This window comes from Geodermatophilus sp. SYSU D00697 (assembly GCF_054050175.1).
Map to the genome: position 1 here is coordinate 1 of NZ_JBJGYV010000028.1, position 12,302 is coordinate 12,302.

General features: G+C 75.2%; 9 protein-coding genes. 7 read left to right on the forward strand and 2 right to left on the reverse strand.

Features of this window, described 5'->3' with window-relative positions:
• Window positions 1-73: 73 nt before the first annotated feature.
• Both ACI79C_RS19910 and ACI79C_RS19915 read right to left on the reverse strand, forming a co-directional pair.
• Entirely contained in the window at window positions 74-1,588 is a 1,515-nt protein-coding gene (locus tag ACI79C_RS19910) for a lipopolysaccharide biosynthesis protein (protein ID WP_456947419.1), read from the reverse strand.
• Window positions 1,575-2,570 carry a glycosyltransferase family 2 protein gene (locus ACI79C_RS19915; protein WP_456947420.1) on the reverse strand — a complete coding sequence of 332 codons (996 nt, stop codon included), beginning with the start codon at window positions 2,568-2,570 and terminating at the stop codon, window positions 1,575-1,577. Before ACI79C_RS19915 ends, ACI79C_RS19910 begins: the two co-directional genes overlap by 14 nt.
• Before the next feature lie 317 nt (window positions 2,571-2,887).
• On the opposite strand from ACI79C_RS19915, the gene ACI79C_RS19920 reads away from it, so the two are divergent.
• From ACI79C_RS19920 to mfd, 7 genes are all read left to right on the forward strand, one after another.
• A complete protein-coding gene (locus ACI79C_RS19920) occupies window positions 2,888-4,219 on the forward strand; it encodes a hypothetical protein (RefSeq protein WP_456947421.1) in 1,332 nt (443 codons plus the stop codon).
• Between the two features lie 70 nt (window positions 4,220-4,289).
• Window positions 4,290-5,756: a polysaccharide biosynthesis tyrosine autokinase gene (locus ACI79C_RS19925; protein WP_456947422.1), complete on the forward strand. Its 1,467-nt coding sequence runs from the start codon at window positions 4,290-4,292 to the stop codon at window positions 5,754-5,756.
• A 2-nt stretch (window positions 5,757-5,758) separates the two neighbouring features.
• Window positions 5,759-6,352, forward strand: a complete 594-nt coding sequence (locus ACI79C_RS19930; RefSeq protein WP_456947423.1) for an arsenate reductase/protein-tyrosine-phosphatase family protein — start codon at window positions 5,759-5,761, stop codon at window positions 6,350-6,352.
• 137 nt (window positions 6,353-6,489) lie between these two features.
• Window positions 6,490-6,972 (forward strand): adenylyltransferase/cytidyltransferase family protein, encoded by a 483-nt coding sequence (locus ACI79C_RS19935; RefSeq protein ID WP_456947424.1) that lies wholly within the window; start codon window positions 6,490-6,492, stop codon window positions 6,970-6,972.
• Entirely contained in the window at window positions 6,969-7,712 is a 744-nt protein-coding gene (locus ACI79C_RS19940; RefSeq protein WP_456947425.1) for a polysaccharide deacetylase family protein, read from the forward strand. The genes ACI79C_RS19935 and ACI79C_RS19940 overlap by 4 nt, the downstream gene beginning before the upstream one ends.
• Before the next feature lie 8 nt (window positions 7,713-7,720).
• A complete protein-coding gene (locus ACI79C_RS19945) occupies window positions 7,721-8,593 on the forward strand; it encodes a hypothetical protein (protein ID WP_456947426.1) in 873 nt (290 codons plus the stop codon).
• Between the two features lie 120 nt (window positions 8,594-8,713).
• Complete coding sequence (mfd, locus tag ACI79C_RS19950) at window positions 8,714-12,250, forward strand: transcription-repair coupling factor (RefSeq protein WP_456947427.1); 3,537 nt, start codon at window positions 8,714-8,716, stop codon at window positions 12,248-12,250.
• Window positions 12,251-12,302 lie beyond the last annotated feature (52 nt).

Here is a 12,302-nt window from a genome sequence, read left to right on the forward strand (position 1 = left end):
GGGCGCCGCCGCACCGGGGGGCACCGCGGGGCCCCCCGGCCCGGGGGCCCGGGCCCCCCCCGCGTCCGTGCGGTCAGCGACCGCGGGAGACCATCTGCCGCCCCCACGCCACCACGCCCGTGAGGTCGGCCCGGATGCCCGGGACGAGGGCGGCCAGGCCGTAGGTGAGCAGGCCGGCGAGCAGGCCGGCCGCCAGGCGTCCGGGCGCGGGCCACGCGACGGCCAGCTGGGTGACCAGGAAGCAGACCGAGCCCCCGGCGGCGGCGCACGCGGTGATCCGCAGCGCGCCCAGCAGCAGCTGCCGGATCGGCAGCACGGTGATCCGGGACAGCCACCACAGCGACAGCGGCCACTCCAGCAGCGCGGCCGACGCGTAGCCGGCGGCGACGCCGACGACCCCGAACGCGCTGCCGACGCCGATGCAGGCGGCCTTCAGGACCAGGGTCACCGCGGTGTAGCGCAGCAGCTCCCCGGACAGCCCGCGGGACAGGTACACCCAGTGGCCGACGAAGGACAGCGTCTGCGCGCTGCCGGCCACGGCGAGCAGGGCCAGCACCGGGGCCACCTGGTGCCAGCGGTCCCCGAGCATGACGTCGACCAGCGGACCGGCGGCGCCCGCTCCCAGGCCCATGCCGGCGACCAGGGTGAAGCCGAGGGCCAGCTGGCTGCGGCGCAGGTACTCACCCGAGCGCTCCAGGTCGTCCTGGATGCGGGCCAGCACCGGGACCGCGACCGTGGTGGCCGGGGAGCGCAGCTGGTTGAGCGGGCTCATCAGCAGCTGGAACCCGCGGTTGTAGATGCCCAGCGCCACCGGGCCGGCCCACAGGCCCAGCGCCAGGTTGTCCAGGTTGTTGCCCGCGTAGTAGAGGACCGACGTGCCGGTGAGCCCCCCGCCGAAGCGCAGGAACGGCCGCAGGCCCGCACCGCGCCGGGGCCGGCGCGGCACCCACCGTGCCAGCGCGACCACGGCCACGAGGGCGGTCGTCGCCTGGGTGAGCTGCTGGGCGACCAGGGCCCAGTAGCCGGCGCCGGCGAGGGCGGTGGCCACCGCCACGGCGAAGGAGAGCAGCTGGGCGACCAGGTCCGAGCCGGCCACCGCGCCGAAGCGCAGGTCGCGCGTCAGACCGGCCCGGTACTGGGTGGCCAGGCCGTTGAGCACGAAGGTCAGGGACAGCGCGCGGACCACGGGTTCGAGCGCGGGCTGGTCGAAGGCGCTCGCCACCGGGCCCGCGGCGGCGACGGCGACCACCGCGAGCACCAGCCCGGCGGCGGTGTTGAGCCAGAAGAGCCCGTCCCGCTGGTGCGGGGTCAGCGACGGTGCGCGGATGGCGGCGGTGGACAGCCCGAGGTCGCGGACGACCTCGCCGATGCCGACCACCAGCAGGCCGACGGCGAGCAGGCCGTAGTCGCGGGGGGCGAGCAGCCGCGCGAGCACCACCACCGACGCCAGCTGCAGGAGGATCCGCAGCCCCTGCCCGACCAGCGTGACGCCGGCGCCCCGGGCGGCGACCCGGCCCAGGTCCGCCGGTGCGGACGGGGACGTCGCGACCGCGTCGGCGGCGGGCGCCCCGCTGTCAACGGGCGGCATGCTGCCGCTCCACGGGGACCGGGGGGCCCGGCAGGACGGCGGGGACCGGTGGCCGGGCGTACTCACCGGCCACGTAGCCGAAGGCGCCGACGACCAGCCCGGCGTAGCTGGCGGCGGTCGCGGCCGCGGCCCCTCGGGCGGCGTCGTCCCGCCGGGCCGTCGCGGCGAGCCACCGCGTCGACGCCTGCGGGATGCGCACCGCGGCCTTGGCCAGGACGACGGCACGGGTGCGGCACCGCCGGACCGGCCCGGCCGCCAGGTGGACCTCGGCGCGGCTCCACGAGCTGCCCGAGCGGAAGCTGCGCCGGAGCACCCACCGCCGGGTCAGGCGCGCGGCGGGGACGTGCTCGGTCGCCTCGGCCTCGTCGCACCAGCGCAGCCCGGCCCCCCGGTGCGCCAGCGCGTGGGTGAACAGGGTGTCCTCGCCGCCGGTGAGGCCCAGCCGCTCGTCGAAGGTCAGCCCCAGTTCGCGCACGCGGGCCACGTCGAGGAGCAGGTTGCCGGCTCCGGCCCCGAGCAGCAGGGAGCCGGTCGCGCACCGCCGGCGGTCGAACACCCCGGTCCCGGCGATCCACGGGTCGACGGGCCCGTCGAGGCGGGCCGCGACGGGCCCGGCGACAGCGGCGCAGCCCCACAGCCGCCAGGCGGCGACCAGCGTGGCCAGCCAGCCGGGGCCGGGCAGCTCGTCGTCGTCGATGAAGACCAGCGCGTCGGCGCCGGAGGCCTCGGCCAGCGCGCGGTTGCGTGCCGCGGAGATCCCCGGCCGGGGCTCGTGGACGTAACGGACACCGCGACCGGCCCAGCCGCCGACCAGGTCGGCGGCGCTGGCCTCGGGGTCGTTGTCCACGACGACGACCTCCGCCGGCGGCAGGAGGGTGGCGGCCTGCGTGACCAGCTCGTCGAGGAGTGGCGGCAGGAGCTCGGTCCGCCGGTAGGTGAGCACGGCCACGACCGTGGTCGCCCCGATGTCGACTTCGGACACGTTCTCCCCCTCGCCCAGGCGCGACCGGCGTCGCACCGGGTACATCGACGTCCCGGCAGGAGAACTTGAGGCGCGGCCGATCTCCGTCGCCGGCCGTTTCGGCCACACCATTCCGGCCGGTTCCCCGCGCGGGAGCCACTTTATGGTCCTGCCGTTCTCCCGGGGGTCGGACAGGCCCTTTCGGGTGATGTCCGCATTCGGGGGGAGCGGCGTCGGGCCGGTCCGTGAGAGCGTGCGCAGGTCCCTTTCTCGGACTTTCCGGAGAACAGTCCTCTCCGGCGTGCCGAGGGGGCGGGAGTCGCGCAGATCGGGGGACCATGGACGTGCTCGCCGTGCCGGGCCAGGCGGTGGACACCGTCCTGCTGGCCGGCGCCGTGGCGGCGGTCGGCGCCCTCGGTGTGGTCGCCATGCGGCACGCCCCGCGGCTGGCCCTCGCCGTCTGGCTGCTCGTGCTGTGCCTGGTGCCGGTGTGGGCCGGGATCTCGATCGTGCTCGAGTGGGAACCCGAGGTGCTGGTCACCCTCGTCGTCCTCGCCGTCCTGGTGTCCCTCCGCCCCCGGGGCGGTGCACCCCTGGCCGGCCGGCTGACGCTGGCCGACGGCGTGGTCGTGCTGTTCGTCCTCGCCGGGCTGGTCCCGATCGCGACGGGCGCCACGAGCATCAGCGACGTCTTCGTTCTGGTGGCGCAGTGGACGGGGGCGTTCCTCGTCGGCCGGCTGGTCGGCCAGCGGGTCGGCCTGCAGTGGGTGTACGGCGCGGTCGCGGTCGCGTTCACCCTCGTCGCGGTCCTCGCGCTGGTGGAGTTCGCGACCGGCTGGAACCCGTTCGTGCAGATCCCCGGGCAGGGCCGGCTCCACGTCGACTGGGCGCCGATCCAGGAGCGCGGCGGGCGGGCCCGGGCCGAGGGCGCCTTCGGTCACTCCATCGCGCTCGGCGCGAGCCTGGCCCTGGCCGTCCCGCTGACGCTGGCCGCGCCGTTCCGCGCCGCGGTGCGCGTGCCGATGGCGGTGCTCATGGTCGCGGCCTCTGCCGTGACGTTCAGCCGGGTGGGGCTGGCCACCGCCGTGTTCGGGATCGCGCTGTGCGTGGCGTTCCTGCGCAGTGGCCTGTCCACGCGGGTGCGGGTGGTCGTCACCGCCGGGCTCGTCGTCGTCGGCGCGGGCTTCGCGTCCCTGCTGTCCGGGGTGTTCGCCGCGGCGGGGTCGGAGGCCACCGACAGTGCCGGGTACCGCTGGGCGCTGCTGGAACTCGTCCCCGACATCGAGCTGTTCGGCCGCTCCAGCAGCGCCTACGGGCTGGCCTCGGGGGAGCGGTTCTTCGGCGGCTTCCGGTCGATCGACAACGCGCTGCTGCTCCTGGGCCTGCGCTACGGGTGGGTGCCGCTGGTCCTGGTCACCGTCCTGCTGCTGGCCGCGTGCGGCTACGTGCTCAGCGGTCGGGCCACCGCGCCGACGATCGCCGTCGTCGCGCAGATCCCCTCCTTCGTGAGCGTCGCGCTCATCACCCAGTACGCCACCTTCCTGTGGTTCGTCGCCGGGCTGGCCGTCTACAGCCAGTCGGTCGCGCGGAAGGGGGTCCAGCCGGCGCGCAACGGTCCGCTCCGCGAGGTCGGGCCCTCACCCGAAATGGTGAGGGTGCCAGTCGGTTGACGCATTTCCCGCTTACCTTTCCTGGACGCACATCGCTGCTGGTGGCGTTGACCACCGCGAGAGGAACATCGTGGCTCTGCGCACATTCCTGACCGTTCTGGGACGCCGTGTCCGGATCGTCGTCGCCGTGTTTCTGATCTGCGTGGCCGGGAGCGGACTGGCCACCTGGCTGGCGACGCCGACCTACACGGCCCAGGCCACCCTGTTCTTCTCGGTCGGGGCGGCCGAGAGCGTCGACGACCTGCAGCAGGGGGGCAACGCCACCCGCGCGCAGATGACGTCCTACGCCAGCCTGGTGGAGACGCCGTCGGTGCTGCAGCCGGTCATCGACCGGCTCGACCTCGCCGAGACCACCTCCGCGCTGGCCGGGCAGGTGGACGTCACCGCGCCCAGCGACACCGTCCTGCTCGAGATCGAGGTCACCGACACCGACGCGGGACAGGCGGCGCGCATCGCCAACGCGGTCGCCGACCAGGTGATCACCGTCGTGGAGGACCTCTCGCCGACCGGCACCGACGCGGTGCGGCCGGCCATCGAGGCCACCGTGGTCGCGCCGGCGGAGACGCCGCGGAAGACCTCCTCGCCCGACGTGCTGCTGAACCTGGCGGCCGGCGTCGTCCTCGGGCTGGGCCTCGGCGTCCTCGCCGCCCTCGGCCGGGACGCGCTCGACACCCGGGTGCGCACCGCCACCGAGGTCGCGGCCCTGACCAACCGGCCGGTCATCGGCAACCTCGGTGTGGACGGCACGCGCCAGCGGCGCGTCGCGGTCGAGGCCGCGCCGCACAGCCCGCAGGCGGAGGAGTACCGCCAGCTGCGGACCAACCTCCAGTTCCTCGACGTCGGCCGCCGGGGCGAGCTCGCCGACGGCGCCCGCACCTCCCGCGGCGTGCTGGCGGTCACCTCGTCGCTGGCCGCGGAGGGCAAGTCGACCGTCGCCGTGAACCTCGCCGTCGCGCTGGCCGAGACCTCCGCCCGGGTGCTGCTGGTCGACGCCGACCTGCGCCGCCCCTCGGTGGCGACCCGGCTCGGGCTCGAGGGGTCGGCCGGCCTGACCACCGTGCTGCTCGGCCAGGCCGAGGTCCCCGACGTCGTCCAGGAGTGGGGCCGCACGGGCCTGGAGGTGCTGACCTCCGGCGTCCTGCCCCCCAACCCCACCGAGCTGCTGGCCTCGCCGGCGATGCACCGGCTGCTCGACCAGCTGCGGGCCTCCTACGACCACGTCGTCATCGACTGCCCGCCGCTGCTGCCGGTCGCTGACGGCACGATCCTCTCGACCCTGGTCGACGGCACGATCGTGCTGGCCAACGCGACCAAGGTGCGCCGCCACCAGCTGGCGGAGGGCCTGCGCAACCTGGCCCAGGTCGACGCGCGGGTCCTCGGGGTGGTGCTCAACCAGCTCGACCGCGGCAAGGACACCTACGGGTACGCCCGGGACGCCGCCGTCGACGGCGGTGGGCAGGCGACCGCGGCCGGCCGGGGTCCCGTCCCCGTCGAGCCGGGCGCCGTCACCCGGGCCGGCAAGCAGCCCGTCGGCTGAGCGTGGTCGCCGCGGAGGCGGCTCGCCCGCCGTTCCCGGTGCTGGTGGTCTGCACGGGCAACATCTGCCGCTCGCCGGCCGCGGAGCTGCTGCTCCGGGCCGGCCTGGGAGAGGGCGCGGGCGTCGCCGTGGCCAGCGCCGGGCTCGCCGCCCTGGCCGGGGAGCCCGTCGCGGCCCCGATGGCCCGGCTGCTGGCCGCGCGCGGCGTCGACCCGGAGGGCTTCGCCGCCCGCCAGCTGGAGCCGCTCGGAGCGCGCTCGGCGGGCCTGGTGCTGACCATGACGACCGAGCAGCGGTCGGCGGTGGTCACCCGCGCCCCGGCGGCCGTCCGGCGCACCTTCGCCCTGCGGGAGTTCGCCGACCTGGCCCGGCTGGGCGGCGCCGCGCTCGACCAGCGGCACCCGGCCGACCGGCTGGCCGCCCTGGTCGCCGCGGCGCCGCGGCTGCGGGCACTGCGCACGGGTCCGCGGGACGACGACGTGGAGGACCCCCACGGGCGTCCCGACGAGGTCTTCGCGCACGCGTTCACCCGGATCGAGGGCGCCGTCGACGCGCTCCTCGACGTCGTCGTCCCGCGTCCTGCTCGCACTGCGTGATCGGAGGCGGGGGTCGCCCCCCAGGTCAGCTACGCACTTTCGGGTGGATGACCCCTCCGGGTGATGACTGTCCGTAGTCGTCTCTGGTCCACTGGACGGGACAAGGCAGCACGTCCTGCCACGGGGGAGAAGCACGCATGTCTCGAGTGATCGGGTACGCGCCGGGCGCGTACGACCTGTTCCACATCGGCCACCTGAACCTGCTGCGGCACGCCGCCGAGCAGTGCGACCACCTCATCGCCGGGGTGGTCTCCGACGAGATGCTCGTCCTGACCAAGGGCCGGGCCCCGGTCATCCCGCTGGCCGAGCGGATGGAGATCGTCCGCAGCCTGCGCATCGTCGACGAGGTCCACGCCGAGGTGGTCCCGGACAAGATCGACACCTGGCGCGAGGTCGGCTTCGACGTCATCTTCAAGGGCGACGACTGGCGCGGCACGGAGAAGGGCAACCGGCTGGAGCGGGACTTCGCCGCGGTGGGCGTCGAGGTCCGCTACTTCCCGTACACGGTGCACACCTCCAGCACGGCACTGCGCCGGGCACTGGTCGCGCTCGAGGGCGGCGCGGCGCGCGAGCCCCGGGCGGCCCGCGGCGCCGTCCTGGCCGGGGACGGCCGCCGGTGACCGTCCCGGCCGAGCGCGTGGCCGCCGACCGGCGGCGGCTGCGCATCCCGCCGGTCCTGATGTACCACTCGATCTGCCCGGCCGGCCGGCCCGACCCGCACCGGGTCCGGGTCACCCCCGACCGGCTCGACCGGCACCTGCGGCTGCTGCGCCGGCTGGGCCTGCGGGGCGTCTCGCTGGCCGAGCTGCTCGACGCCCAGCAGCGGGGGGCCGCGGCCGGGCTGGTGGGGCTGACCTTCGACGACGGGTACGCCGACTTCCTCGAGCACGCCGTCCCCCTCCTCGCCCGGCACGGCATGACCGCCACCCTCTACGTGGTGGCCGGGCTGCTCGGCGGGCAGAACGCGTGGGACGACGGCCCGCGGCTGGACCTGCTGGACGCCGACGGGGTCCGGTCGGTGGTCGCGGCCGGTCACGAGGTGGGCAGCCACACCCTCACCCACGCCGACCTGCGCGGTGCCGACGCGGCGACCCTGGAGCGCGAGGTCGCCGGCAGCCGCCGCGTGCTGGAGGACGTGCTCCAGGCCGCGGTGCCGGGGTTCTGCTACCCGTGGGGCTACTTCGACGCGGCCGCCGCCGACGCGGTCCGCGCGGCGGGCTACGACCACGCCTGCGTGACCGGGGACCACCTGCCCGGGGACCGCTTCACCCTGCCGCGCTCCTACGTCGCTCCCGGCGACCGCGCTCCGCACGTGCTGGCCAAGCTCGCCCGGCACGCCGTGCGCATGCGCGGCGTCTGAGCTCCGCCGTGTCCGGGCCGACCACCTCGTCGGTCGCGGGCTCCCGGGGAACCGCGCACCGCGCCGGGCGGCGGGGTGCGCTGGGGCTGCTCGCGGTGCTCCTCCTCGTGGGCGCCTGCGGCGGTCCGGCCGCCGATCCCGTGGCCTCGGCGACGCCCCGCCCGTCGCCGTCCCCGGAGCCGCTGCCCGACCTGGGGCCCGGTGTGCACGAGGTCGAGGTCGGCGGCCAGGCCGCGATCGTCGTCCGCCCGGAGCGGCCCAACGGCCGGCTGGTCGTCTACGCCCACGGCTACGAGGCCCGCGCCACCGCCCTGCTCAACGGCGAGGCGTTCGGGGAGCTCACCGACGGGCTGGTGGCCGCCGGGTACGTGGTCGCCGCCAGCGACGCCGAGGGGGACGCCTGGGGCAGCACGGCGAGCGTGGACGCCCACGCCGCCCTCGCCGCCGCCGTGAGCGACCTCGTGGACCCCACGGACGTGTACCTCGTGGCCGAGTCGATGGGCGGGCTGGCCGGTGCCCGCCTGGTCGAGGACCGGCGCATCGAGGGGCTGCGCGCCTACGCCGGCATCTACCCGCTGTGCGACCTCGGTTCGGTCTACGACGACTACGCCGACTCGATCGACGCCGCGTACGGGCCTGCGGTGGCCGACGCCCTGGAGGAGCTCTCACCGGTGGCCCTCGGCGCCGCCGTGCCCGCACTCTTCTGGGCGTCCGAGGACGACACCGTGGTCGACAAGGGCCGCAACGCCGACGTCTGCGCCGCGCAGGTGGTCGCCGACGGCGGCAGCGCGGTCGTCGTCGCCACCGAAGGGGAGCACGGCGACCCGTCCAACTTCGACCTGCCCGCCCTGCTCGAGTTCTTCGACGCCACCGCCGGCTGACCGCGCCGGCCGCTGCCCGTGCGCGGCGGCACCCTCCCCGCCCGCGGACTAACCTGGGTTACCGGCCCCCCGCGCACCCGGCGCGACGTGCGTGGCCCGGACTCTGTAGGAGACGGTCTCGTGACCTTGCGCGGCGTGCTCGACGTCGTCCTCACCGATCCCGGCATGGCCCGCGTCGTGGCCGCGGCCGGGACCGCGGAGCTGGCGGTGACCGCACCGCCGTCCGTGCAGCCGCTGGTGGCGGCGGCGCTGGCCGCGGGCACCGGTGGCGCCGGGGTCCCGGTGCTCGTCGTGACCGCGGGGGAGCGGGACGCAGACGCCGTAGCCGACCAGCTGCGCTGCTTCCTGCCCGACCGGCGCACCGAGGTGTTCCCGGCCTGGGAGACGCTGCCGCACGAGCGGCTGTCCCCCCGCGCGGACACCGTCGGCCGCCGGCTGGCGGTGCTCCGCGACCTCACCTCCCCCGGGGACAACGGCGCCATCGACGTGCTCGTCGCGCCGGTGCGCAGCGTGCTGCAGCCGCTGGCGCCCGGCCTGGGCGACCTCGTGCCGGTCGAGCTGCGGCCGGGCGACACCGCCGAGCTCGACGACGTCGCCCGCGCGCTGGCCGACGCCGCCTACACCCGCGTGGAGCTGGTGGAGAAGCGCGGTGAGTTCGCCGTCCGCGGCGGCCTGCTCGACGTCTTCCCGCCCACCGAGCCGCACCCGGTCCGCGTGGAGTTCTGGGGCGACGAGGTCGATGAGCTGCGCTACTTCTCCGCCGCCGACCAGCGCTCCCTCGACGAGCGCCCCGAGCGGCTGTGGGCCCCGCCGTGCCGCGAGCTGCTGCTCACCGACGCGGTGCGCGCGCGGGCGGCGGCGCTCGCTCTCGAGCACCCCGGCCTGCTGGAGATCCTCGGCAAGCTCGCCGAGGGGATCGCTGTCGAGGGCATGGAGTCGCTGACCCCGGCGCTGATCGAGGGCGACCTCCAGCTGCTCACCGACCTGGTGCCGCGCGGCACCCACGTCCTGGTCTGCGACCCCGAGCGCGTGCGCAGCCGGGCCGCCGACCTGGTGCGCACCGCCGAGGAGTTCCTCGCCGCGTCCTGGGCCACCGCCGCCGAGGCCGGGGAGGCACCGCTCGACCTCGGGGCGTCGTCCTTCCGGGACCTCGCCGACGTCGAGTCCGCCGCCCGCGGCCGCGGCCTGCCGTGGTGGCGCACCGGCGCGTTCACCCTGGTCAGCGAGGACGACGACACGCACGTCACCCTCGACGCGACGACGGTGGAGCGCTTCGCCGGCGACGTGCCCAGGGCCATCGAGACGATGCGCGGCTGGCACCGCGACGGGTGGCGGGTCGTGGTGACCTTCGCCGGGCCCGGCCCCGCGCAGCGTGCTGCCGACCAGTTCACCGAGGCCGACCTCGGCACCCGGCTGGTCCCCGACATCGCCGGGCCGCCCGAGCCGCGGCTGACCCTCGTCACCCAGGGCAACCTGGAGGCCGGTTTCGCCTTCCCCGGGGTGGGCCTGGCGCTGCTCACCGAGCACGACCTGACCGGCTCGCGCGGGACGACGATGCGCGACGCGGTGAAGATGCCGGCCCGCCGCCGCAACGCCGTCGACCTGGTGCAGCTGCAGCCCGGCGACCTCGTCGTGCACGAGCACCACGGCATCGGCCGCTACATCGAGATGGTCAGCCGCACCGTCAACGGCGGGCAGCGGGACTACCTGATCGTCGAGTACGCGCCGTCCAAGCGGAACCAGCCGCCGGACCGGCTGTTCGTGCCCACCGACGCCCTCGACCAGCTGACCCGCTACGTCGGCGGCGAGGCGCCGGCGCTGTCCAAGCTCGGCGGCGCCGACTGGCAGAAGACCAAGGGCCAGGCCCGCCGGGCGGTCAAGCAGATCGCCGCGGAGCTGATCCGGCTCTACTCCGCGCGCATGGCCACCAAGGGCCACGCCTTCGGGCCGGACACCGTCTGGCAGCGCGAGCTCGAGGACGCCTTCCCGTTCCAGGAGACCCCCGACCAGCTCGCCGCGATCGACGAGGTCAAGGTCGACATGCAGAACCCGGTCCCGATGGACCGGATCATCTGCGGAGACGTCGGCTACGGGAAGACCGAGATCGCCGTCCGGGCGGCGTTCAAGGCCGTGCAGGACGGCAAGCAGGTCGCCGTCCTGGTGCCGACGACGCTGCTGGCCAACCAGCACTTCAAGACCTTCTCCGAGCGGTTCGCCCAGTTCCCGGTGAAGGTGCAGGTGCTCTCCCGCTTCCAGTCCGACGCCGAGACCCGGCAGATCCTCGAGGAGCTGGCCCGCGGCGAGGTGGACGTGCTCGTCGGCACCCACCGGCTGCTGCAGCCGACGACCCGCTGGAAGGACCTCGGCCTGGTCATCGTCGACGAGGAGCAGCGCTTCGGCGTCGAGCACAAGGAATACCTCAAGACCATGCGGACGGCGGTCGACGTCCTGTCGATGTCGGCCACCCCGATCCCGCGCACCCTGGAGATGTCGCTGACCGGCATCCGCGAGATGTCGACGATCCTCACCCCGCCGGAGGAGCGGCACCCGGTGCTGACCTACGTCGGCGCCTGGGACGACAAGCAGATGGCCGCGGCGATCCGCCGGGAGCTGCTGCGCGACGGCCAGGTCTTCGTCATCCACAACCGGGTGCAGTCGATCGACAAGGCCGCGGCGAAGATCCGCAACCTGGTGCCCGAGGCCCGCGTCGCCGTCGGCCACGGGCAGATGAAGGAGCACGAGCTCGAGCGGATCATGGTGGGCTTCTGGGAGAAGGAGTACGACGTCCTGGTCGCGACCACGATCGTCGAGTCCGGCCTGGACATCCCCAACGCCAACACGCTGATCGTCGACCGCGCCGACACCTTCGGCCTCTCCCAGCTGCACCAGATCCGGGGCCGCGTCGGCCGGGGGCGGGAGCGGGCCTACGCGTACTTCACCTACGACCCCTCGCGGCCGCTGACCGAGACCTCGGTGGACCGGCTGACCACCATCGCGCACAACACCGACCTCGGCGCCGGCATGGCGGTGGCGATGAAGGACCTCGAGATCCGCGGGTCGGGGAACCTGCTCGGCGGCGAGCAGTCCGGGCACATCGCCGGGGTCGGCTTCGACCTCTACGTCCGGCTGGTCGGCGAGGCGGTCACCGACTACCGGGCGCAGCTGTCCGGCGAGGAGGCCCCGGCCGAGCCGGCCGACGTCCGGGTGGACCTCCCGGTCGACGCCTACCTGCCGCACGACTACGTGCCCGGCGAGCGGCTGCGGATGGAGGCCTACCGCAAGGTGGCCTCCGTGCAGTCCGACGAGCAGGCGCAGGCGGTGCTCGACGAGCTCACCGACCGCTACGGCGCCCCGCCCGCGCCGGTGCTCAACCTGCTGGCCGTCGCCCGGTTCCGGGCCGCGGTGCGGGCGTGGGGGATCACCGAGGTGTCGCTGCAGGGCCGGGCGATCCGCATCTCGCCGGTCCCGCTGCGGGAGTCCCAGCAGATGCGGCTGGCCCGGCTGGCCGACGGCGCGACCTACAAGTCCGCCGTCGACACCATCTCGCTCAAGGTGCCGGTCGGACCGGAACGCCGGACCCCGCTGCGCGACGTCGCGCTGCTGGAGAACCTGCACTCGCTGCTGGCCTCGGTCCTCGACCAACCGGTCGCGGCCTGAGGGGGAGGGTTCCCGAACCTCGACCGGCTCCCCTGCAGGGACCCGCCGCGAG

Coding starts and splice junctions, on each gene's coding strand:
- ACI79C_RS19910 (WP_456947419.1), bottom strand. CDS start 1,588: ATGCCGCCCGTTGACAGCGGGGCGCCCGCCGCCGACGCGGTCGCGACG.
- ACI79C_RS19920 (WP_456947421.1), top strand. CDS start 2,888: ATGGACGTGCTCGCCGTGCCGGGCCAGGCGGTGGACACCGTCCTGCTG.
- ACI79C_RS19935 (WP_456947424.1), top strand. CDS start 6,490: ATGTCTCGAGTGATCGGGTACGCGCCGGGCGCGTACGACCTGTTCCAC.